21 protein-coding genes are annotated in these 21,799 nt (G+C 55.8%); 10 read left to right on the top strand and 11 right to left on the bottom strand.

From position 1 onward, the window contains the following. Window positions 1–730: 730 nt before the first annotated feature. The 6 genes from ACR0JW_RS04855 to ACR0JW_RS04880 form a co-directional block, all read right to left on the bottom strand. The gene (locus tag ACR0JW_RS04855; RefSeq protein WP_170422451.1) at window positions 731–2,038 is read right to left on the bottom strand and encodes a TRAP transporter large permease; all 1,308 of its coding nucleotides are present in this window, start codon (window positions 2,036–2,038) and stop codon (window positions 731–733) included. Continuing rightward, window positions 2,038–2,535, bottom strand: a complete 498-nt coding sequence (locus ACR0JW_RS04860) for a TRAP transporter small permease (protein ID WP_171238378.1) — start codon at window positions 2,533–2,535, stop codon at window positions 2,038–2,040. Before ACR0JW_RS04860 ends, ACR0JW_RS04855 begins: the two co-directional genes overlap by 1 nt. A gap of 65 nt (window positions 2,536–2,600) precedes the next feature. Beyond that, window positions 2,601–3,614 (bottom strand): TRAP transporter substrate-binding protein DctP, encoded by a 1,014-nt coding sequence (gene dctP / locus ACR0JW_RS04865; protein ID WP_170676256.1) that lies wholly within the window; start codon window positions 3,612–3,614, stop codon window positions 2,601–2,603. A 93-nt stretch (window positions 3,615–3,707) separates the two neighbouring features. Continuing rightward, window positions 3,708–4,319 (bottom strand): 3-isopropylmalate dehydratase small subunit, encoded by a 612-nt coding sequence (gene leuD, locus ACR0JW_RS04870; RefSeq protein WP_170676254.1) that lies wholly within the window; start codon window positions 4,317–4,319, stop codon window positions 3,708–3,710. After that, window positions 4,319–5,725: a 3-isopropylmalate dehydratase large subunit gene (gene leuC, locus ACR0JW_RS04875; protein WP_170824629.1), complete on the bottom strand. Its 1,407-nt coding sequence runs from the start codon at window positions 5,723–5,725 to the stop codon at window positions 4,319–4,321. Before leuC ends, leuD begins: the two co-directional genes overlap by 1 nt. After that, window positions 5,722–6,525: a GntR family transcriptional regulator gene (locus ACR0JW_RS04880; protein WP_170676250.1), complete on the bottom strand. Its 804-nt coding sequence runs from the start codon at window positions 6,523–6,525 to the stop codon at window positions 5,722–5,724. Before ACR0JW_RS04880 ends, leuC begins: the two co-directional genes overlap by 4 nt. A gap of 146 nt (window positions 6,526–6,671) precedes the next feature. On the opposite strand from ACR0JW_RS04880, the gene ACR0JW_RS04885 reads away from it, so the two are divergent. The 8 genes from ACR0JW_RS04885 to ACR0JW_RS04920 all read left to right on the top strand — a co-directional run bounded on the left by ACR0JW_RS04885 (window position 6,672) and on the right by ACR0JW_RS04920 (window position 15,782). Further along, window positions 6,672–7,238, top strand: coding sequence for a tautomerase family protein (locus ACR0JW_RS04885; RefSeq protein WP_170676248.1), 567 nt, complete (start codon window positions 6,672–6,674; stop codon window positions 7,236–7,238). Continuing rightward, window positions 7,235–8,929, top strand: a complete 1,695-nt coding sequence (locus tag ACR0JW_RS04890; RefSeq protein ID WP_170676247.1) for a hydantoinase B/oxoprolinase family protein — start codon at window positions 7,235–7,237, stop codon at window positions 8,927–8,929. The genes ACR0JW_RS04885 and ACR0JW_RS04890 overlap by 4 nt, the downstream gene beginning before the upstream one ends. After that, a complete protein-coding gene (locus ACR0JW_RS04895) occupies window positions 8,926–10,986 on the top strand; it encodes a hydantoinase/oxoprolinase family protein (RefSeq protein WP_170676245.1) in 2,061 nt (686 codons plus the stop codon). Before ACR0JW_RS04890 ends, ACR0JW_RS04895 begins: the two co-directional genes overlap by 4 nt. Beyond that, the gene (locus ACR0JW_RS04900) at window positions 10,987–11,607 is read left to right on the top strand and encodes a cysteine hydrolase family protein (protein WP_170676243.1); all 621 of its coding nucleotides are present in this window, start codon (window positions 10,987–10,989) and stop codon (window positions 11,605–11,607) included. It abuts the gene before it with no gap. Further along, complete coding sequence (locus ACR0JW_RS04905) at window positions 11,604–12,470, top strand: isocitrate lyase/phosphoenolpyruvate mutase family protein (protein WP_170676240.1); 867 nt, start codon at window positions 11,604–11,606, stop codon at window positions 12,468–12,470. Before ACR0JW_RS04900 ends, ACR0JW_RS04905 begins: the two co-directional genes overlap by 4 nt. Further along, the gene (locus tag ACR0JW_RS04910) at window positions 12,436–13,821 is read left to right on the top strand and encodes an FAD-dependent oxidoreductase (protein ID WP_480713625.1); all 1,386 of its coding nucleotides are present in this window, start codon (window positions 12,436–12,438) and stop codon (window positions 13,819–13,821) included. Before ACR0JW_RS04905 ends, ACR0JW_RS04910 begins: the two co-directional genes overlap by 35 nt. An 831-nt stretch (window positions 13,822–14,652) precedes the next feature. Beyond that, window positions 14,653–15,456, top strand: coding sequence for a VOC family protein (locus tag ACR0JW_RS04915; RefSeq protein ID WP_480713626.1), 804 nt, complete (start codon window positions 14,653–14,655; stop codon window positions 15,454–15,456). Next, entirely contained in the window at window positions 15,453–15,782 is a 330-nt protein-coding gene (locus tag ACR0JW_RS04920) for a hypothetical protein (RefSeq protein WP_170676236.1), read from the top strand. Before ACR0JW_RS04915 ends, ACR0JW_RS04920 begins: the two co-directional genes overlap by 4 nt. Before the next feature lie 319 nt (window positions 15,783–16,101). Here the strand turns inward: ACR0JW_RS04920 and ACR0JW_RS04925 are convergent, their stop codons facing one another. Both ACR0JW_RS04925 and ACR0JW_RS04930 read right to left on the bottom strand, forming a co-directional pair. Continuing rightward, a complete protein-coding gene (locus tag ACR0JW_RS04925; RefSeq protein ID WP_170676234.1) occupies window positions 16,102–16,779 on the bottom strand; it encodes an ankyrin repeat domain-containing protein in 678 nt (225 codons plus the stop codon). A 213-nt stretch (window positions 16,780–16,992) separates the two neighbouring features. Next, window positions 16,993–17,517 (bottom strand): GNAT family N-acetyltransferase, encoded by a 525-nt coding sequence (locus tag ACR0JW_RS04930; protein ID WP_170676232.1) that lies wholly within the window; start codon window positions 17,515–17,517, stop codon window positions 16,993–16,995. A gap of 529 nt (window positions 17,518–18,046) precedes the next feature. Between ACR0JW_RS04930 and ACR0JW_RS04935 the strand changes: the two genes are divergently transcribed. Then, a complete protein-coding gene (locus tag ACR0JW_RS04935; RefSeq protein WP_170676230.1) occupies window positions 18,047–18,718 on the top strand; it encodes an ion channel in 672 nt (223 codons plus the stop codon). A 6-nt stretch (window positions 18,719–18,724) separates the two neighbouring features. Here ACR0JW_RS04935 and ACR0JW_RS04940 read toward each other — a convergent pair whose 3' ends face one another. Further along, the gene (locus tag ACR0JW_RS04940; protein ID WP_170676228.1) at window positions 18,725–19,489 is read right to left on the bottom strand and encodes a bestrophin-like domain; all 765 of its coding nucleotides are present in this window, start codon (window positions 19,487–19,489) and stop codon (window positions 18,725–18,727) included. A gap of 361 nt (window positions 19,490–19,850) precedes the next feature. Between ACR0JW_RS04940 and ACR0JW_RS04945 the strand changes: the two genes are divergently transcribed. Further along, window positions 19,851–20,366, top strand: coding sequence for a hypothetical protein (locus ACR0JW_RS04945; RefSeq protein WP_480713627.1), 516 nt, complete (start codon window positions 19,851–19,853; stop codon window positions 20,364–20,366). Window positions 20,367–20,431: 65 nt separating this feature from the next. Here ACR0JW_RS04945 and ACR0JW_RS04950 read toward each other — a convergent pair whose 3' ends face one another. Beyond that, window positions 20,432–21,433, bottom strand: a complete 1,002-nt coding sequence (locus ACR0JW_RS04950; RefSeq protein WP_170676225.1) for an AraC family transcriptional regulator — start codon at window positions 21,431–21,433, stop codon at window positions 20,432–20,434. Between the two features lie 130 nt (window positions 21,434–21,563). Beyond that, a partial coding sequence (locus tag ACR0JW_RS04955) for a hypothetical protein (protein WP_480713628.1) occupies window positions 21,564–21,799 on the bottom strand: 236 nt, incomplete at its 5' end.

The following is a 21,799-nucleotide window of genomic DNA, read 5'->3' on the forward strand; positions in this document are numbered from 1 at the left end:
CGAACTCTAGAACGGTCAGGAGTAAACCCTGCGTTATGCTCGAGCGCAGCAAAAAAACTCAGTGAACTTGGAAAGCGGAAGTTTTTGCCTAACTTATTTTAGCGGAAAACAAATGAAGCATTCAAACAATCGGCTCAAGAAGCTGGTTCGAACGCTTTTCGTCAAGCATCGTTAAAAAATTTGTCGCTCCGCCCACCATTGGGAGGAGCGACCAGAATCGATTAAATGAAACAACCACTCACTGATTGCTACTTTAGTATAGGAAATCTGAATGCTGGAATCGAGAAAAAACATCGGTGTGACGTGATTAAGTTAAACTCGTAGCTGTTCAGCCTTTCGTCAAAATCTTTTCAGCGACAGTTTTGATGCAATGCAAACCTTATACGCAAAGAGCCTAACTATCAGAAATTGCCCGCTTAGGGCTCAACGCGGTCATCTGAGCACTTTTGTCGGATGTCCACAAAGCGGCTCAAACCGGACGCTCAATACCGGTCGGCACGCGGCAACGTCTGCTTTGACGTCCCACTGACCGCTTATGCAGGAACCGGACCTTGATTTGAAAAGGACCTACGTCCGAGTTGCGGACAAAGGTGCCGTTTGAATTTATTCAAAGCGAGTTCAGCGCGGATTGCTTACTGAGTCTTGCCTGTGCGCCGTCGCAAAAAACGTCCGCACTGTCGATCAGTGGCCTTCGCAAGGGCATTCATCCATCTTCCACAAAAGAACAGCCTTACAAGGACGGCAGGAACAAAGCCAGGTTTGGGAAAACGATCAATAGAACAACCAGCAGGATCGAGCAGAAAATAAACGGGAAGGCGGACGTATAGATTTCGCGCATCGTTGTGCCAGGCGGTGCGACACCTTTCATCACAAACAGCAGCAACCCAAATGGTGGTGTGGTGAAGCTGATCTCGAGCGAGAGCAACATTATCAGACCGAACCAGATCGGGTCAAACCCGAGTGTCTGCGCCAGTGGAAAGAAGATTGGCACGGTCAGCAACATGATCGAAATCTGCTCCATGAACATGCCAAGTAACAACAAAACAGCGAACATCACCGTCAGCATGGCCAATGGAGCAAGTTCAAACGCGATGGCCCAGTTCACCAGTCCCCGCGATGCTCCGGAAAATGCCAAAAGCTGGCTGAACGTGGCCGAGCCGAAGACGATCAAATAAGCCATCAGCGTAACCTTGAGTGCACCGATGACCGACTTTTTGATCGCCTCCCACGAAAGGCAGCGAAAAATCGCGGCCAGGATCAATACGCCCAATGCGCCAAACGCTGCTGCCTCGGATGGGGTGACAAAGCCGCGGATCATCAAGACAATAATCACGACCATGACACCAACCATCGGCACGACCTCAGTCATGAGCAGTTTCAGGCGGTAAGCCAACGACATAGGCTCGACGTCGTACGCAGGAGCCGCCTCGGGATCCAACCGAGTTTGGAGCCAGATCGTACCGATGTAGAACAAGGCGAGTATCAGACCGGGAATGACTCCGGCTATCAACAAGGCTGCGACGTCTATCTGCGCGAGCGTGGCCAATAGAACGGCAAGCGCCGAGGGCGGGATGATGATCGCTAAGCCACCGGTTCCCAAAATTGGTCCAATGCTCATGTATGATTTGTACCCGCGGCGGTTCATTTCGGGTACCATGAGCGATCCCAAAAGCGCGGTTGAGCCCATCGACGACCCCGACAACGTTGAAAACGCGGTACCGCCAAGAACCGTCACATAACTCAGCCGTCCCGGCAGTCGGCCAAGCAGCTTATCTATCGCGCTGAACATACGCCCACCCAACCCGGTGTGGAAGAATATCTCACCCATCAACAAGAACAGCGGGATTGGCATCAACGCGTATTTGGTCAATGCACCCAGCCCATTGTTGAGGAGTTGCGTGACGCCGCGCTCCCCCCCCATAAAGACCCAGGCGCCCAGAATGTTGGCTGCAAGAAAAGCCAGTGCCACAGGCATTCCGATGGCCATCAGGAACACTATCGACCCAAGCAGCAGGGCAAGCGCTTCGTACCACTCCATTACTCGTGTATCCCTGCTTCTCCGCTGTGCATCAGCTCGGGCCCGAAGACAAAGCGCGAAAATTCTATCGCCATCATTCCAAACGATAGTGGAAAGGCGATAGTCAGCATCCATCGGGGGAAATAGTAAGCGCGAGTGTCGTAGTCCCCGCGCTCGATATTCGTTAGGACCAGATCAGCCCCTTGCCAGCCGAGGATCAGGCAGACCAGCACGCAAGCGGCTGCCACCGTACGGCTGACAATCCGGCGCAAACCAACAGGCAGCGCGGCCGTCACCAGTTCGATGTGGACATGGCCCTTTTCCCGTACCAGCCAAGGCGCGCCCAGCATGGTCATGTACAAAAGCCCGTATTCTGCAGAAGTAAACAGCCACGCAAAGGGTTGCAGCCCGGCATTGCGCATCAGAACTGACGTGATGACGGATAGCATCAGCCAAACCAGCAATAGACCAGCGATAATGGCCATGCCAAACAGGACTGCGTCATAGATCCTTTTCATCATCCCGCCTGCTCTGCCCCTGGTAGTGAAAGGCCCGTCCGTCTGGAACGGGCCTGTCGGTGGTCTTAGTTCGCAGCGTCGAGATCGTAGAACAGCTCGATCAGGCGATCATAGTTATCGGTGCCGCCGGGCTGCTCGGCCATCAGGCCCTTCATACGCTCCCATGTCTTTTCGCGGGCCGCGGCAAGGTAGTTTGCCTTTGCCTCCCCTTCCAGCGTGACAACCGTCATGCCTGCAGCGTCCAGGGCCGCAAAGTCTTCGTCGCGTTTGCTGCGCAGGGCTTCAACACTGTCCTTTTCGTGTTGGATCGCAACGTCTTGCAGGATCGTGCGCGCCTCGTCAGACAGCGAGTTCCAGCGGTCGAGATTCACGATGACGCCGAGATCAGTCGAGAAGAAGCACGGTTCGATGCGATAGTTCAGGAATTCGTTCCACTTCAGGTCGATCAAGCCGATCTGGGTCCAGCCTGTCGCATCAACGACGCCACGCTGCAGGGCCGAGTAGACCTCGCCCGTGGGCAGGTCGATTACTTGCGCACCAAGGTAATTGGTGAAGAAAGCGTTGTAGACGTTGTTGCCGCGCAGCTTCAACCCTTCGACTTCAAGATTGCCGTCAGCATCGAAACTGGGCTCGTTACGGGTCCAAAGGTTGTAGCAGACGCCGCTGTCGAACCAGCCGAGGTATTTCAGGCCCATTTTGTCCTGATGGATCTGGTCGATCAGTTCCGTTCCGCCATTTTCGCGGGTTTCGATCGCGGTCAGGTTCGACGCGACCATCGCATCTTTCTCGGGCAGGGCGCCACCGTAGAACGAGCCCGGCGTGTAAACCATGTCAACGATCCCGTCGCGCACCGCATCGGGCTGTTGGAACATGCCAATTGCTTCCGGCCCGCCCCGTACGTCGATCTGAATGACCCCTTTGCCCGCTTCGTTTACCTTGTCGACAAAGTCCAGAAAGCTTTGGGTATAGATCAGCGTTTCGGGAAAGGCGTGAACCGCCGAGATCGTTTCTTCGGCTTTGGCCGTTCCGGCGACGATCACGGCCCCTGCCAAAAGGCCAGCCAATGCGTTCATCTTCATAGTTATTCCTCCACGTGTTTCAGGGGCATTTTCCTGGTTTCCCCTAATTTCAGGTCTCTTGACCCGTATTGCGTCGTCTTTGCGCGACTTGTCCTAATCCGGTTTGGTCGGCCAGGCCCAAGGGGCGGTCTTGTTGCGGTTATCCCTATGAGCATTGATCGCCTGCGTATGTTGCTGGGTCAGATCGATGTCGTCCCAGCCGTTGATCAGCTTCACACGCCATCCTTCGTCCAGCTCAAAGGTCGCTGTTATGTCCCCGAGGGTCAGGCGGTTCTCGGTCAGATCAATCGACGCAAGGTATGGGGCATCTTTCAGCGCCTGCTGCAGTTGCGCCACCTTCTCAGCGTCGACACGAGCAGGCAGCAGGCCGTTGTTGATGGCGTTGTTGGCGAAGATGTCGCCGAAACTGGGTGCGATGACCGCGCGAATGCCTGCGTCGACCAGCGCATAAACTGCTGCCTCGCGCGACGAGCCGCTGCCAAAGTTATGCCCGGCGACCAGAATGCTGATCCCCTCGTGGCGGTTCAGCGGAAAATCCGCAGAAAGCTGTTCATTGTCGTCGCGCCGCATGTCGTGCAGCAGATAGCGGCCATACCCCTCACTGCGCGGGACTGACATGAAACGCGCCGGGATCAGCTGGTCCGTGTCGATGTTATCGAACGCCAGTGCCAGGGCCTGCCCCTGTTGAGTGCTCCACCCCGCCATCACGCCGCCCTGCCCTGCAAAAGCGGCCTTACATCCGTAATTGTACCCGTTACGGCCGCTGCGGCGACCATCGCCGGGGACATCAAATGCGTTCGCGCGCCGCGCCCCTGACGTCCGCGGAAATTGCGGTTGGTTGAGGATGCGCAGCGCTTGCCCTCGGCCACAACGTCGCCATTCATGCCAACGCACATAGAGCAACCTGACGCGGCCCACTCCAACCCGGCATCTTGGAATATCCTGTCCAACCCTTCGGCTTCGGCCTGCGCCTTTACCCGCGCTGAACCGGGCGCGACAAGCCCCGGCACACGCGCCTGGCGCCCAGACAACACCAAAGCGGCCTCGCGAAGATCTTCAATCCGCCCATTCGTGCAGGAGCCGATAAACACCTGATCCACCGTGATACCGTCCAAAGGCTGCCCCGGCCTCAACGCCATGTACTCCAAAGCTTCTTGTGCTGAATTTGACTTTGCTGGATCAGTGGCGTCTGGACTGGGGATGTTGGCTGTTATGGGCAGGGCCTGTTCCGGGCTGGTGCCCCACGTCACGGTTGGTGCGATGTCAGCTGCGCTCAGCTTAACCTCGCGTTCGAAAACGGCCCCCTCGTCCGTGATCAGGCCGCGCCACGCCTGTTGCGCTCTTTGCAGATCTGCGCCCGAAGGCGCGTATTCGCGTCCTTCAAGATAGGCAAACGTGACCTCATCCGGCGCAACCATGCCAAACCGCGCCCCGCCTTCGATTGAGAGGTTGCACAGTGTCATGCGCCCCTCCATCGACAGATCCCGAATTGTCTGTCCTGCATACTCAATCGCGTGGCCCTGCGCACCGCCGCTGCCCAATTGCGCTATCCAGTTCAGGGCGATGTCCTTGGCAGTGACGCCGAATCCCAAGCGACCTTCGACGCTTATTCGCATGGCCTTGGGTTTTCGCTGCCAGACCGTCTGCGTCGCCAACACATGCGCAACCTCTGTAGCCCCGATCCCGAAAGCCAATGCGCCAAATGCCCCGTGAGTGGATGTGTGGCTGTCCCCGCAATTGATAAGCAGCCCGGGCAATGTCAGACCCAACTCGGGCCCGATTACGTGAACGATGCCTTGCGACGGGTCGCTGAGATCGAAAAGTCTGATGTTGTGGTCCGACGCGTTGTTCCGCAAGGTTTCGATCATCCGGGCGATCTTTGGATCGGCAATCCGGTCTCGGTTTCTCGTGGGCGCGTAATGATCTGCAACCGCAAAGGTGAGAGCAGGTTCAGCCACGGATAAGCCGCGCTCTGCCAGCTTGGCAAAGGCATGATGCGACCCTTCATGCACTAAGTGGCGGTCAACCCAAAGCAGCGACACACCATCCTCGCGCCTCAGAACCTCGTGCGAGGCCCAGAGTTTGTCGAGCATGGTGTGCGGTGCGCTCATTTCCCGGTCTCCTCGCTGCGTCCGATCGCGGGCTCCCAATGCCGGGATGAACCGGTTCCCACACGCGCCAAAGGCATCTCGAGCCGAAACATGTCAGAACGATAGAGGCCAGAAAGATACTCGACCCCATTTCCGTCGACATCGCGAACGATGCGCTTAAGCGATAGCAGAGCTGAGCCGACAGCAACGCCCAATGCCTCAGCCACGTCGGGCCCCGCCAACGTTGCGGAAACGGTCTGATGCGCCTGCTCAATCTGCACGCCACTGCGTTCCAGAAGTTTGAACAGCGGTGTCGTGGCGAGGTCGCTTTCCGAGTAGTTCTGCGCAATCACAGCCGGCACATAGGTCGTCAGATGCGAAAACGGGACGTCATCAGTCAGACGCACCCGCGTTGCGATCTGCACCTGATGGTCGCTCGGAAGCCCCATGGCCTTCGCCACCACCTCTGGAGCTTTGCCGTAAGAAAAGGACAATAGCCGCGCGGTTGTGCTCTGCCCCATTTCGACCAGCTGCGGCATGAGCGTATTGAAATCCATCGCTGCGGGTGCACCGAGGGTGGACTGGCCTGAAACCCGGGTACCACTACCCGCCTGACGCTCGATCAGGCCATTGCGTGAAAGCGCGTCCAGCGCCCGTCGTATTGTCACTCGAGATACACTGAATTTCTTGGCCAGCCGCTGCTCACCGGGCAGGGTTTCCCCCGCCGAAAGCTGTCCTTCGGTGATTTGATCGTGCAGATGCAGGTAGACGCGTTGCGCCTTGGTCCCGTCCGGTAGATTGGCCGCGTTGATCCTGTTCACCCGTTGATTCCCCCTTCACAGCACCCTCAATCGTAAAACCGGAACTTGGAAAATCAAGCTTTAGTATTATTGCTTCTCGCAAAATAGTCTTACAATAATTTAACAACCTGTATTACAGATAATACAATAATCGGAGGAGCTTTTGCATGCCGATCGTCGAATTGCATGTGATCGAGGGCTATAGCGCGCAAGAAAAACAACGACTTGGCGTGGCGCTGACCAATGCTGTGCGATTCGTAGTGCCTGCTGCGACAGAGCTTGTGACCGTCGTGATCCACGACATTTCAGACCAGAACTACTATCGCGGCGGCAAGAGCAGACATCCTGCTCGGGCCAAACAAGACCCCGAGCACATCGTGCGCGTCTTCCTGGCCGAAACGAGTGATCGCGCGTTTGAAAGCGCCCGGAAAAGGCTCAGCTCGGACTTCGTGATGCAGTTTCCCGGAACCGCGCCCATGCGAGATCTTGAGGACCTCAGGAGTTGGGCGGCAAACCGGTATCGCCGTATCGCGAAAACCTACGAGGGGTTCGACGCAATGCAAAGCGATGGCGACGCTGCGATCGTTTACTGCCGGGGAACGTTGTCCGGTGAATGGACCGATGGTTCAGCATTCGAAGGCATTCGCTTCATCGACCGGTTCGAGATTCAGAACGATCTGATCACACGTCAGGATGTCTGGAATGACATTGCAGAAACAAGGGCGCAGGCATGAGCGAGATTGACCCAATTACCCTTTCTGTACTTGCAGGCCGCATGGAACAGATCGCTGACGAAATGGACGCAACCCTATTTCGAGCGGCCTTTAATCCGATCATTGCCGAGGCGCATGACGCCAGCCATGGTCTGTATTCTGCAACAACGGGCGACACTCTTGTTCAGGGTAAGTCCGGGCTGCCGATCTTCGTGGGTGTGATGTCTTTTGCCGTGAAAGCGGTGATTGAAAAGGCCGCGGCTGACGGGGATCTGGAAGACGGCGACATCTATATCTTCAACGATGCACATATCGGCGGAACACATTTGTCTGATATGCGTTTGGTGCGTCCCTATTTCCGTGATGGCAAGTTGTTCTGCTATCTCGCGTCGGTTGGGCACTGGCATGACGTAGGCGGTGCGGTGCCGGGAAACTACAACCCCGCTGCGACCGAAGTTTTCCAGGAAGCCTTTGTTCTGCCGCCGGTAAAACTGGCGCGCAAAGGAGAGGTTAGCCAGGACATTATTGACATTCTGCTGCGTAACACCCGCCTACCTCAATCAGCGATGGGGGATTTGAACGGACAACTTGGTGCACTGGATCTTGGGGTCCGTAGGATGGACGAGCTGCTGGACGAATATGATGCCGAAACAGTCTCAGCCGCTCTTGAGGCGCTCAGCGATCGGGCCGAGGTGCTTATGCGATCTGAGTTGCAGGACTTGCCGGACGGTCGGTGGGAGGCCGAAGACTTCCTGGACAATGACGGTATCACAGACGATCCGCTTCGCATCAAACTGGCTCTTGAGATCAAACGCGATCAAATGGTGCTTGATTTCACGGGTTCGTCTCCGCAATGCGCCGGGCCTGTGAACATCGCCCTCCCCACGACCGTTGCAACCGCCTATGTGGCTGTTAAACACGTTTTTCCGGCGCTGCCTGCCAACGCCGGCGTGATGCGTCCCATCGAAGTTATCGTGCCCGAAGACAGTCTATTGGCGGCCGAGTTCCCCGCCCCGACAGGTGGATACACAGAAACCATTCTGCGAATGATCGATGTTGTATTCTCTGCCTTCGCAAACGCCGCACCGGATCGGGTTGTCGCCAACGCTTATGGGACAATCAATGCGCTTTCTATCGCCGGAAAACGCTCAAACGGACAGCCATGGGTGATGTTCAGCTTTTATGGTGGGGGGCACGGCGGCTCGGTCGAGAGCGACGGGCTGAACCACGGTAACGCTCCGATCTCGACGGCGACGATCCCGCCGATGGAAATTCTTGAAGCCGCCTATCCGGTCATGTTCCGCCAGTGGGCTCTGCGCCCCGACAGCGCAGGTACGGGTGCGCATCGCGGGGGGCTTGGGGCTGTCTATGAAATTGAAGTTCTGGAGGAAAACGGCGCTCAGGCGTTTCTGTTCGGCGAACGCGGCAAGTTCGCACCGAAGGGTATCGCCGACGGTGGCGACGGGGCCATGAATGTCTTCACGTATGAACAAGACGATGGGTGGAAGGCACCGCCACTGGTTTCAAAAATGAGAGGGATCGAATTGAAACAAGGACAAGCGGTTCGCCTTGAAACACCCGGCGGTGGCGGCTATGGCGCTGCGGGCCACCGCGCTCCTGCAGCGATCGCCAAAGATGTGGCTCGGGGTCTTGTGAGTGCCGAACAGGCGGATCAGGTCTACGGCACCACATGGCGGGAGGTTGCGCCATGACCGGACGTATGATCGGCGTGGATGTGGGGGGCACGTTCACGGATGTTTTTGTTCTGAACGAAGCAGACGGGAGCGCAACCGTCGCAAAGGTTCCAACCACACGCCCGGATCAATCAGGTGGATTCCTGGACGGGATCGGGCGCGAGGTCGATGATCCGTCCGAGATCTCAGTAGTGGTACACGGCACCACGGCGGGCACAAATGCTCTGCTGGAACGCAAAGGGGCCAAGACAGGAGTGATCTGTACTGCAGGTCTGCGGGACGTCTTGGAGATGCGCCGAAGAGACCGACCGCGCACCTGGGGATTGCGCGGGGATTTCGAACCCGTTGTGGATCGCCGCGACCGTCTGGAGGTGCCGGAACGTACACTGGCGGATGGCACCATTCGCACACCTGTCGATCTGATTGCCGTGCGCAAAGCAGCCGAGCACTTGCGAGAGCAAGGATGCGAAGCCATCGCAATCCTGTTCGCCAATGCCTATGCCAACCCTGAAAACGAAGCCGCCGCTGTCGCCGCCGTACGCGAGATTTGGCCGAACCCGCATGTGTCAGCCTCGTCAGAAATCCTACCGGAAATCCGTGAATTCGAACGGTTCTCTACCACGGCGCTGAATGCCTATCTGCAACCCGAAGTCTCAGGCTATCTGACCCGCCTGGAAAACGCTTTGCAATCCGGCGGGTTTGATGGCGAGTTCATGATCGTGCAGTCCAATGGCGGGGTAATGGGGGTCAACACCGCGTCCCGCCTTCCGGTGCGTACGGCCCTGTCTGGTCCGGCGGCGGGGGTGATTGCTGCAGGTTACATTGCGCAATCTGCTGGATTCGACAATGTGATCACGGGGGATATGGGCGGCACCAGTTTTGATGTTTCGCTGATATCACAGGGGCAGACGATGTTGTCGGCCCAGACCTCCATCGATTTTGGGATGGTTGTGCGCAGTCCAATGATCGAAATAACAACCATCGGAGCAGGCGGAGGGTCAATCGCCTGGGTCGATAAGGGCGGATTGTTAAATATCGGCCCTGAAAGCGCAGGATCAAATCCCGGTCCTGTTGCCTACGGTTCGGGAAATGATCGCCCCACGGTTACGGATGCCAATGTCGTGTTGGGTCGCATCGATCCGGACAACCCAATCGGAGGCAAACTGGAAAGGCTGGATGTGGAGGCCGCTGGTAAAGCGATCGATATCCACGTCGGCGAACCGCTAGGTTTGTCCAGGCTTGAAGCCGCCGAGGCTATCCTGCGCGTCGCCAATTCCCGTATGGCCGGAGCCATCCGTCTTGTAAGTATCGAGCGCGGCTTCGACCCCAAACGATTTGCCTTTATGCCGTTCGGCGGTGGCGGAGCTTTGCACGCAGGGGCAATGCTGGCCGAAGTGGGGATCGCCCGCGCAATCGTTCCGCGTTATCCCGGTGTCACCTCGGCACTAGGCTGTGTGATCGCCGACATGCGGCAAGATTTTGTACAGACGGTCAACACTCTGGTCACGCAGTTGGACAAGGCTGCTTTAGGCACATTCATGCAAGAGCACGCGGACCAAGGTATGGCGCTTCTTGACGCATCGCGGACCACATTCGACAAGCGTGAGATCTCATTCGAGCTGGACATGGCCTATGTGGGTCAAACGCATACCGTTCCGGTGCCGCTGACTGTTACGATGACAGATGGCAAGGTTACAACACCAAGCAAAGCCGACATCGAAGAGGCCTTCGATACGGCCTATCAAGCCACCTATGGAAGACTGCTGAAAAACGGCGTGCGGCGGATATTGAATCTACGTAGCTCTGTAACGGGCAAGCGACCGAAATTCGATCTTTCTTCCCTTGCGCCCACAAGAGAAGGCAGTGCTACGCCCTCGTCGACACGGAAAGTTCACTTCGGAGATGCTTGGCATGACACAACCATCTATGATCGCTTGTCGCTTCCGGTTGGCACGTTAGTCAAAGGTCCAGCCATTCTGACGCAACCGGACACGACCGTCCTGATCGAACCGGATTTTCAAGGGCGCGTGGACTCCTTTGGCAACACGATTATCGAACCACGGGAGGAAGACTGAATGAGCGAACCAGAAACCTGGGACCCGCGCAAGACGGCGCTGCTGACTATCGATCTTCAGAACGACTTTATTCATCCTGAGGGAGCCTATGGCCGGGCTGGCCAGTCGGCGCAAGAAATCGCGGCTCTTCCCGAACGCATCGCGCCCTTGGCGCGAATGTTGCAAGCCGCGGGCGGACGCTATTTTTCGGCGCAGTTCACACTTGTACCCGACCGCAACGGCGAGCCATTGATTGCGCCACACCTGAAGAAATTGCGCCCGTTCCTGACCAAGGGCGACTTTGCGCCGGGCGGGTTTGGTCACAGTTTGGTCGATACGTTGCAACCCTGCGATTTCGTCATCGAAAAGGTTGCCTACTCGGCCTTCTATCAGACTCGGCTGGAATATCTGATGCGCGCTTTGGGTATCGAGAACCTGATCGTTGGGGGCATCGTGACCAATGGTGGCGTTGCCTCAACTCTGCGCGATGCGCATTTGCGGGATATCGACACCGTTATGCTGACAGACGGATGTGCCGCCTTTCGGCAAGAGGTTCATGACGCAACACTCCTGTCACTGGGCACCGTCACCCATCAGCGAAGTTGCGATCAAATATTGAACTGGTTGGAGGGAGTCAAATGAGCCTTAAATCCCGACTGGCAAAAAAAGAAATTCTGGTTGCACCGGGCGTATATGACGGTCTGACGGCTTCGCTGGCTGAAAAAGCTGGCTTCGAGGCGCTATATCTGAGCGGCGCGGCTGTTGCCTACACGCGACTTGGCCGTCCCGATATCGGGCTATCCACGGCGTCCGAGATGGCGGACACGATGACGCTGATTGCCGATCGGGTCTCGTTACCCGTTATCATCGACGCCGATACCGGCTTTGGAAACGCATTGAACGCTCAGCGTACCATGCGACTATATGAGCGAGCCGGTGCATCCGCACTGCAAGTCGAAGATCAAACCTTTCCGAAGCGCTGCGGTCATCTATCGGACAAGTCCCTTATCCCGAAGCAGGAAATGGCTGGAAAGATAGCAGCGATGGCCGACGCGCGCGCCAGAAGTGACACGCTAATCATTGCCCGCACGGACGCCATCGCCGTTGAGGGATTCAGCGCAGCTATCGAGCGCGCGGAAACATATCTTGAAGCTGGTGCGGATGTACTTTTCCTCGAAGCGCCCCAAAGTCGCGAACAGCTGACGTCCATCGCTGACCGGTTTGCCCCACGCGTTCCCCTGTTAGCGAACATGGTCGAAGGCGGCGCGACCCCGATACTTGGTGCTGACGATCTAGAGGCTCAGGGTTATTCCATCGTCATTTTCCCCGGCGGGATCGTCCGGGCTTTGGCCAAAACCGCTCAGGCCTATTATCAGAGCCTGGCAGAGAATGGCTCGAACAAGCCCTTCGCACAGAACATGTTCGACTTCGGCGGTCTGAACGAAGTCATCGGAACCGCCGAGATGCTCGATGCCGGGGCCCGCTATGATGACGCCCAAGGTTGAGAGTGTTGCACCCGATCGGTTTGATCTGAAGATCGGTACCCTGATCATCGGCGCAGGGGCTTGCGGTCTGGTCGCGGCCCTGTCGGCGTCGGAGGCGGGACAAGACGTGCTGGTGATCGAAGCCGATCCGGTTCCAAGCGGTTCAACCGCGTTGTCCGCCGGGTTGATCCCTGCTTCTGGCACAAAAGTTCAACAAGCCGCGGGGATCATGGACGATGCGGTACTCTTTGCCAGCGACATTCAGTCGAAGGCCCACAGCGAAAACGATCAAGCGCTGGTCGATTTGTTGACCAGCAATGCCGCGGAAGTCATCGACTGGCTGTCTGAACGCCACTCCCTGCCCTTCTCGGTTGTCACGGATTTTGACTACCCCGGTCACTCGCGCCGACGGATGCACGGGCTGCCGACACGCTCGGGACAAGAGTTGATCGACGCGCTTCGCAGCGCCTGCGAGCGAGAAGGTTTGGACATCATTTGCAATCGCCGCGCGACAACGCTCTATCGGGATCAGGACCAGATTTCAGGTGTTGCCGTAACAGGCCCAGACGCTGCAGTGGAAACCATTGCCTGCGACCGGCTTATCCTTGCCTGCAACGGTTTTGGTGGCAACCCCGCCCTCGTTTCCGAGCATATGCCGCAAATCGAAGATGCATTGTGGTTCGGGCATAGCGGTAACCGAGGCGAGGCTGTTCTGTGGGCAGAGGGGCTGGGTGCCGGGCTGCAAAACCTGGGGGCATACCAAGGCCATGGTAATGTCGCGCAGCCACATGGAATCCTGATAACCTGGGCGGTGATTACCGAAGGCGGCATACAGGTGAACCGCGACGGTCATCGTTTCTGGGACGAGTCACAAGGCTATTCTGAGGCCGCCCGCGCGGTGCTGGCGCAGCCCGACGGAGAAGCCTTCGCCATCTTTGACGGCCGCATTGCTGCCATTGCGCGCCAGTTCGAGGATTTCAAGCGCGCGGAAGAGACAGGTGCGATCCGATGCGCTGATACAATCGAACACCTATCGAAGGCACTAGGCCTACCATCTTTGGCTTTGGAGCAAACAATACGAGAAATCCCCATTGGCGGCACGGATCAATTCGGCCGGGCTTTCAACCCGCCACCTTTGGCACCACCTTACATGGGCGTCCGCGTCACAGGGGCCCTATTCCACACCCAAGGCGGTTTGCGCGTTGATTCCTCTGCGCGCGTCCTCAAAGAGGGCGGTTCCGCATTCACCAACCTTTATGCAGGCGGCGGCACGGCTGTTGGTGTGTCGGGCAAAGGGGACAGCGGGTATCTTTCCGGAAATGGCTTGCTGAGTGCCGTTGTGTTGGGTCGCATAGCTGGGTTGAGTGCGTGATGCCAAATTTGTGCATTGTAACTATCGGAACCGGTGGTGTCGTTCTGTCTGGGAGCTAAACGTTCGAAGGCGGTTTGATGGTGTTCGGAAGAATAGGTTGGTCTGAAGGCAATGACATGGTTGCAGAACGCGAAGCAACTGCCAGCCTTGCTCGGCGGTCGAGTTTTCACGAAGACTTGCACACAGTGTCCGCGACTTGGGCGGAACCCGCCGCCGATGGATCAGAAGGCCGGACGACGTAAGATGCGTTCTACCCACTGTGTATATCTGATCACCCAACTTTGACCGTTGACGTTTAGTGACTTTAGAACCCCGGCTACAAAGCAGATAATGCACTCGTGTTTGGGGTAAGATTGCGGCTCAATCTGTGTCGAACGAAACGCCAATAAGAAACCCAATCGAATTCCCCATCAAGACTGCTTCTCGCTAATTCAAAGGTAATGCGGGAAGGTCACCTTTGGGCTCAATGCGGTCGTTCGCTACAACTCGCTTGAACGTCTAATTTGCGGACGGAGCTGCCTGATGCGTCCGCAGCGAAAAGCACCTTGATTGCTCGACCGATTCACTGTGTTGTCCGCGGCGGCGCCGCATGATTTCCAAAAACCGGACATTCGAATCGTGCAAAAGGTCCAAAACCAATCCGGCCATTCACTGCACGGCCGTCGTATGTTTCACATGCTGACGTAATCGCCGTTTGCTGAAATGCCGCGCGGGTAGATTTTCTTGGAAACCGAACCCCGACAGACCGTCAAGTGACGGTTGATTTGGCGGAGCCGGACTGATTAACTCACCGAGTTCGACCAAAGCGAATTGTTGGGATTTGATTTGATGATGAACCGCAGAATGATGCTGGGAACTTCCCTGGCTGCGCCGGCACTGCTAATCGCCGGATGCGCCGCTACGCGTCAAAGTATCGTGCCCGGCAGTTTTGCTTGGTTTGATCTGGTTACCAGCGACCCTGATGCGGCGAAGTCCTTTTATGGCGGCATGTTCGGCTGGCAATTCGGATCCCCGGCCAGTGACGGGTATATTCCTGTCAGCGGAGGTGGAGAGGCGCTGGGCGGTGTGATCGCTTCTGCCGATGCGGGCTCTGATGTCGAGTTTCCGTCGCAATGGGTCCCCGTGCTGACCGTCGTCGATACCATCGCCGCAACGAAGATTGCCCTGGGCAGAGGTGGCAAGCAGGTCAGGTCTCCCTTCGCCACATCTGCCGGGACGTTCTCGACCATTCGCGACTCAAGCGGGGCATTGCTGGTGCTGTTTGACGGGCCGGGCGGGTTCCCGCTGAACGGTTCACTGCGGGAAAACACATGGTACTGGGCCGATCTTCTGACTGACAACCCCAGCCGGGCCCGGTCTTTCTATCACGCGCTCGCCGGATGGGAGACCGCGCAGAAGAATGGTCAAACCGTCTTTTCCAGCGGTGGCGCCGTCCGTGGCGGGTTGGTGCGGATATCCCGACGCAAAGCGGAACCGACATGGCTGCCCTACGTTGGTGTCTCGGATATCGGTCGGGCCATTGCCCGGTCTCAGGAACTGGGCGGAGGCCCGCTGACCGTCGCCGAAGATGCAGCCGTGCTGCTCGATCCCACCGGCGCGGCGGTTGGGGTGTCGCTGATCGGAGGTGCGGCATGATGGTGCCCATACTGCGCCTGACCTTGCCCGTGACTCTTGTCGCTGCGACCTTCGCACTGACCGCCTGCGAGCCTACCACTGGCCAGCCCAACGTGCGGACCGGCGTTTCCGTCCATGTCGGCTATGGTCGTGGCCCCTGGTGGCGCTGGGGTGGATACTATCCGCGCCCGCCGGGCGTTCTGCCGCCCGATGTCTTACCACCTGAGCCCGGCTTGCCGATCGAACCCAGCCCGCCAATTGCGGTTCCGCTCCCGGAACCCGATTTTGGCGGCGGCGATTTCGGAGGGTTTGACGGCGGCTTTGATGCTGGCGGTTTTGATCTCTGACCCGGCAATCCAGCTGAGCAATCAAGGTGATTTCGCTGCATCAGCGACCGGCAGAAACGTCCGCGTTGCAGACATGGCCCCTTCAGTCTTCGCTGCGGACCAAACGAACGTCCGGTTCTAATGCTGCCCTGCGGCTGGCCAAGAGACACTGCGGGATGCCGCAGTTGCGAACTTGACAGAAGCAGGGTGTCTCCCTTTGGCTCAACGCGGTCATCCGCCGTACTTTCCATTAACGACCACTTTGCGGACCAAAACGTTCGTTCGCTGCGGCTAGGCACCTTTTAGGCGAGACTCACCGCTTCAGCCTGCTTGATTGGTTTCAGTCCTTTTTTTTTAGCCGATCTGCCATCTCAGAAAACCCGCGCAGCTCGGCGTGTTCGAGCGGCGTACTTCCGTTTCGATCGGAAATCGATCGGTCGGCACCCGCTGCCAACAATGCATCCAGAACTGCAAGATGATCCGAGCCGCCGTCACCAAGCACAACGGCTTCAATAACCGCTGTCCAGTGCAGATTGTTGACATGGTCCAAAGGCGCGCCAGCGGCGATTAGCCGTCGGACAATCTCTACATGACCGAGATGTGCGGCGGCTATGAGAGCCGTTCCGTCATAGGGGCTGGTTGTTAGGCTGGGATCGTTGCCTAACTCGATTGCGAGCGTCATCAATTCTGGATCGTTTGCAACGGCCGCAATCGTGACCACGTCGTAGTCCTGACCCTCAAGCGCATTCATGTCAGCACCGGCCTCAGCGAGTGCACGCAACGCCTCGTCCTCTGAAGCAAAGGCTGCCACATGGGTTGGTGTGCGGCCTCTAGGGTCCCGCGCGTTGACGTTTGCGCCCGCCGCTGCGAGCTGCCGGATCATTTCTTCATTGCCGGTATGAGCAGCTTCGAAAAGACCGTCGTAACTCGCGACCTCACCAACCGAAGGCGGTGTCTGCGCTGTGCCCGCATTGGCGGCGAGACCCATCACAAACGCAAATAGAAAAAGACGAAACATGGCCAATCCTTTTTGCTCAAATTCTGGTGAAAGTCTCCGGGCTTGCAGACCTTTTATCAAGAAACAACTGCAACATGCACCAACGACTGAACAGGGCAGCATAGGCAAAGCTACTGAACGTCGGGAATGAGCCAATCGCGAAAGTAAGTACGAAAGCCCCCTGTCCGCTTCAACCCAAGTTCACCGGACAAGACCATCGAGGTTTTGCTAGGCTTAATTTTCTGGCCCGGGATGACGCCAGATTTGCATCGCGCCCAGTACAGGGTGTTGAAAAGGTGCTTCGAACTCAGCGCCCAAGCGTCGAGCTAAAGCAAATGACCGGGGATTGTCTTCAAGGATCAAGCTGATTGCTGTCGTCCAGCCGAGAGCTGAATATGCAAACTCACGAGCTGCAAGCGAGGCTTCGAAAGCGATTCCCTTACCCTCACCGCCTTCGAACACAGACCAAGCGATTTCAGGCTCGGGCCAACCCTCGGGAAACCACAACCCTACAACCCCGAGAGGCTCGTCCGATACGCGGTCGGCCACGATCCAACGACCAAATCCGTGCAAAACCCAATGGCCAAACAGTTCACCGAATTGCCCATAGGCCTCTGAGCGCGTGAATGGACCGCCAACCGTGGACGCCCGTTCCGACATTCGGAACGCGACAAATGGCTCAAAATCAGACGCCAACGGTGCGCGAAGACGTAGGCGCCGGGTTTCTAGCATTGGGATATCTGCGAGGCGCGGTGTCATGTCTTCTCAAATGCTGAATGCACTTTAGCCTCAATCGGAACGTCACGCTATGACTGCGAAGGGCACGGCGCGGACATTCGCGGCATTACCGAGAGTGACCGCCTTGCGGGCAAAGTGGTCTTTCTCGGTGGTCGTACCAACGCCTTGCATTCGGGGTAGCCCCACACAAACTGCGTTAAAAGCCCTGTAGACTGAGCTGGGTCGACGTCACTCACTACCGACGACCCAGCAACGTGGGTACCTTATGCGAACCTCGCGGATCGCATCTGCAAGTATCATTCCCTGGCCGACGAGAACATCAACTTGCTGTAGCTTCTGAACTATTTCCTCAGGATTGTGTTTCTTGTTCGACATTCTCGGATCTCCGTTTCTCAAACATAACGGTGGTCCAAATCAAAAGGGTCACTTCAGCACAAACAAAGAAACTACCAGAGGAATTGCTCACTGTGCCACGGCGTATACTGCAAGCGAATGGCGGAATTGGGGCGACGGGCTCGCGCTTTGCTAGTACCGGTACTAAGCTTGCGTAATGAACGCTTTGAAATCTGTAACCTCCAAGATTGCCTCGTGGGGGGAACTTATGCTTCCGGCCTGCCTTTTGTTAATCATTTTTGGTTGGCCGTTCTTTTGGGGATCCCAAGTCTCAGAGCAGGTATTCGAAGGCGTCTTCCTGATACTCATTGTCGTAGCGGGTGCGGCGTCATCGACCGGTCGTGTGACATTCATCGCTGTGGTAGTATTCGGTCTACTCGCCTTCTTTTTCGACTCAGTTTCGGGCGACACCCGTCCGATATTCGAGCGGCTTGGGACCGTTTTTGATCTGTTATTCTCATTGGGCCTCACACTCGTTCTTACCGAAAGAATCTTTGGCGCAACCGGTGGCGTGAGTTGGAGAGTGGTCGCCAACGCTCTGAGTGTCTATCTGTTGATCGGTTTCGCCTTTGCTGCAATCTATAATCTAGTCGGGTTTGGGGATGTCTCGCTTGATCTTGGATTTGCGAAGGGTGACCCCGATCTGGACGCTTTCGCCGCAACCTATTTCAGCTTCGTAACCCTAACCACACTTGGGTATGGCGACATCACGCCTGAAAATGCGCGAATCGCCAGCTTAGCGGTCGTGCAGGTGCTGATAGGGCAATTCTACCTTGCTGTGATAGTGGCGCGATTGGTCGCGCTTGTGGTAGTCAGGTCTCAGGATTGAAAGCAGTTATTTGCCCTTTTCAATGGTCCGTTCCAGCACCTTCAAGAATGGTGTCGGCTGAATTGGAAATGTAGTGGAAAACGGGTGGGAGAAGCCAATGATGGCAAAAAACACCAAGCCATTAATGCCCGCGAACATACCGAGGAAAGATGAACGCACCAAACCGTGCGGCATTGGAAAGAACGACAAGCAGGTCAACACCAATCCAACGACTGCGATCATCCAGAACATCGGACTGATAGGTTCTTCAATATCGAAACTGCGTTGACCCCGCTCGTTCTCGATGTCGTTAATGTCGTCCAGCAGCGCACTAGCTAAGCTTGATCGGTCCGAGTTGTCCGCCAGATCGATGATTTGACGGTATATTACATCGACCAGTAAATCGGCTTTTTCCAGAGGACTTCCGGCTGCCATGGTCGGCCATTCCTCGTTAATAACCATCTTAGTATAACGCTCTACCGCGTCTTGGATCGCCTCAGCCTCAGCTGTGCCAAACCCTTGCAAACCACGATAGAGTTGCTCGATGGCCAACGCTTCGCTGTCGATGCTTTCCTGCAATTCGTTATACTCTGCTCGCACACTGGAAAAGGCGAGCGCCAGAATGAGAGCGTGAACCGCCCCGATCCTGACAGACCCCCACTTGGCGGCTTCCAAAGTTTCCTCTGACGGCTCGATTGGAAACAGCAAATGAACGCCTCGATGTGCAACCATTACTATCAACGCAGGGATAAGAAACCAAATCGCGGCGTCAAAGATCGGTAGAGCTGTCATGAAATACGTTCACGCTTCAAAATGATGCTGCCCAGACATTACGAGAAATGGATCCAAACCACAATTCCGGTGTTGTCAGTGGCCAGTCTGCCACTGTTTCCGTGAATCCGTCGGAGCAGCTCTCCGGCGAATGACCTTAAGTCCGCAATTCTGGCATTAAGCCTCTATCCAGAAACCAACCTACCTCCTGCATCTAAACAAAGAAACAACTGTGGTTGGCCCGGTTTCACTTCGCTTTGGCCGAAAAAGGAACACTTTTGGCTGAAATTCAGAGGAGTGATTGGACACGCCAAACCAATATTGAATGACGCGCCAAACAAAGCGCCTTGCAAGTTACAGAGATAGAGTTGGAGCGTCAGTCATGAAGACCGAAGCAGTCAGTGCCGTCGAAGTAATAAACATGCATTTGAACAGACACTATGAACCCGATCAACGCGCAGATGCCGTTGTCGAAATGTTGCTTGAAAATGAAATTTCCAGCGCAGATTTCTGGCCTTTGTTGAGGGGTTTATGGGGTGGGTTCGAAAAAATCGATCACACCATGTTTGTTCACGCGATGGACGCTGAAAAACGAAAATCATGTTGGGTTCCGACGGAACAGTGGCATCGGCTTCCCAATGCAATCTCGGTTTTTCGCGGTCAAAGCCTGGGAAAAGAAGTTGGCCTGTCTTGGACGACAAACTCTGATGCAGCATTGGACTATGCAATTAGATGTCATGGTTCGACGGCCAAAATTCCGATTACCCTTGAAACCAAAATCCCCAAGAGCGCTGTTGCAATGGTTATCGAAGAAGGTGAGCAAAATGAGCTTGTCTTGTGGAGAGCACCACAGATTTCAAACTGCATAGTCACCCAAATTTCCAACATTACGCACTAATCAAACAGCGGCGTTTCTCAGGTGTGGTCCAACAGCGAAGGTCGAAGTCAGGACATCGCGTCGGTTCAATTTTGTTTTTGAAATTCACGCGGCGTTAGCCCTGTCCAATGTTTGAATGCAGTGGAAAACGCGGGCTGGTCGGCAAAATCCAAGTAGAATGCAACTTCTCCGATGCCGAACCCGTCTTTTAGATACGTCTTCGCAAGATCGCATCTGATGTTTTTTACGATACCACGAAAACTCTGGCCTTCCTCATTGAGACGTCGCGAGAGAGAACGCGCGCTGAGCCCAAGGTTTGATGCCACTTCCTGCGCGCTTAAAATTCGTCCTGGGAGCTTATTCAATATCTGGGCCTCAACCTTACCGCGTATCCCTAGTGAACTCGCGGCACGCATTCTCAAAAGGTTGTTTCCGTAGTCCGTAAGATGGTTTCTGAGTGCGGGGTCATAGCTTGGAATTGGGAGATCAAGCGATGCAAGCGATAGATTAATTTCATTTTCTTCGGAACCAAAGGAAATCGTGCAGCCCGCCGCCTTTTTCATTGCGGATGCCGAAGACTTAACTACATGCTTGTACCGAACTCCCAGAGGGTGAAGTTGAGTATTCGTAACAATGCGCATCAATGAAATTGTCGAGAACAAGAGAAACTCGGTGCGTCGATGATACCTGCTGAGCTCGCCGTTAACAATTCGCATCCTGAGCGAAGCGTGGTTTTCTGACTCGACAAGTCTGTATTCAATACTCTCATCAACCAAAGCACCGTAGTGTGAAGCGTTTTCAATAGCTTCTTTCAGATTCTGTGAATACTTTGAGATATACCATACTATGTCGCGAGGCGTATCAAACGCCAAGCCAGCTATTGTAGCGAAGGCTCGGTCCCTTAAATGATCACAAGCCAAGCGAATAAACTGACCCTCCTTCAGTGGGTCGATCTCTCTGGTGGACTCTTTCAAGTCGACTCGCTTCAGACCAGAGCTTTTTAAGACTTCCTCAAATTCACTTGCATCTTCCGTGCGCTCCGCGAACATTTGGGCAAAATGCCGTAACCAAGCGTTGTCAACACCCATCTGGCTACTCCCATAATGCGCCGTGGTTTTTGAGACCGGATGTTCCTAAGTGATACTTATCGAAGGGCTGTACGTCACACTATAAAACACCAAAGATCACGTGTATTGACAGGAACATTTGCCACAAAATTTATCCAAGCAGTTTAGCGGCCACATCTGGCTGGCGTCCGTCGTCAAATCTTTTTGGGCAGATGGCCGCTTGATCTAAGAGAGGATCTGGCTCGCCTAAACGAGCGGCGAGGACGCATCCAGCACTTCCGGCGCCAACGATAATGACGTCAAAACTATCCGTCATGACAAAACCCCAAACTACCAATCCGGAAAGAGTGGCGGACAGTCTGCCCTTTATCAAGCAACACATTTTGC

Source organism: Ruegeria sp. BG6 (assembly GCF_056538465.1).

Coding starts and splice junctions, on each gene's coding strand:
- ACR0JW_RS04855 (WP_170422451.1), bottom strand. CDS start 2,038: ATGGAGTGGTACGAAGCGCTTGCCCTGCTGCTTGGGTCGATAGTGTTC.
- ACR0JW_RS04860 (WP_171238378.1), bottom strand. CDS start 2,535: ATGAAAAGGATCTATGACGCAGTCCTGTTTGGCATGGCCATTATCGCT.
- dctP (WP_170676256.1), bottom strand. CDS start 3,614: ATGAAGATGAACGCATTGGCTGGCCTTTTGGCAGGGGCCGTGATCGTC.
- leuD (WP_170676254.1), bottom strand. CDS start 4,319: ATGGCGGGGTGGAGCACTCAACAGGGGCAGGCCCTGGCACTGGCGTTC.
- leuC (WP_170824629.1), bottom strand. CDS start 5,725: ATGAGCGCACCGCACACCATGCTCGACAAACTCTGGGCCTCGCACGAG.
- ACR0JW_RS04885 (WP_170676248.1), top strand. CDS start 6,672: ATGCCGATCGTCGAATTGCATGTGATCGAGGGCTATAGCGCGCAAGAA.
- ACR0JW_RS04890 (WP_170676247.1), top strand. CDS start 7,235: ATGAGCGAGATTGACCCAATTACCCTTTCTGTACTTGCAGGCCGCATG.
- ACR0JW_RS04895 (WP_170676245.1), top strand. CDS start 8,926: ATGACCGGACGTATGATCGGCGTGGATGTGGGGGGCACGTTCACGGAT.
- ACR0JW_RS04900 (WP_170676243.1), top strand. CDS start 10,987: ATGAGCGAACCAGAAACCTGGGACCCGCGCAAGACGGCGCTGCTGACT.
- ACR0JW_RS04905 (WP_170676240.1), top strand. CDS start 11,604: ATGAGCCTTAAATCCCGACTGGCAAAAAAAGAAATTCTGGTTGCACCG.
- ACR0JW_RS04910 (WP_480713625.1), top strand. CDS start 12,436: ATGCCGGGGCCCGCTATGATGACGCCCAAGGTTGAGAGTGTTGCACCC.
- ACR0JW_RS04915 (WP_480713626.1), top strand. CDS start 14,653: ATGAACCGCAGAATGATGCTGGGAACTTCCCTGGCTGCGCCGGCACTG.
- ACR0JW_RS04920 (WP_170676236.1), top strand. CDS start 15,453: ATGATGGTGCCCATACTGCGCCTGACCTTGCCCGTGACTCTTGTCGCT.
- ACR0JW_RS04925 (WP_170676234.1), bottom strand. CDS start 16,779: ATGTTTCGTCTTTTTCTATTTGCGTTTGTGATGGGTCTCGCCGCCAAT.
- ACR0JW_RS04930 (WP_170676232.1), bottom strand. CDS start 17,517: ATGACACCGCGCCTCGCAGATATCCCAATGCTAGAAACCCGGCGCCTA.
- ACR0JW_RS04935 (WP_170676230.1), top strand. CDS start 18,047: ATGAACGCTTTGAAATCTGTAACCTCCAAGATTGCCTCGTGGGGGGAA.
- ACR0JW_RS04940 (WP_170676228.1), bottom strand. CDS start 19,489: ATGACAGCTCTACCGATCTTTGACGCCGCGATTTGGTTTCTTATCCCT.
- ACR0JW_RS04945 (WP_480713627.1), top strand. CDS start 19,851: ATGAAGACCGAAGCAGTCAGTGCCGTCGAAGTAATAAACATGCATTTG.
- ACR0JW_RS04950 (WP_170676225.1), bottom strand. CDS start 21,433: ATGGGTGTTGACAACGCTTGGTTACGGCATTTTGCCCAAATGTTCGCG.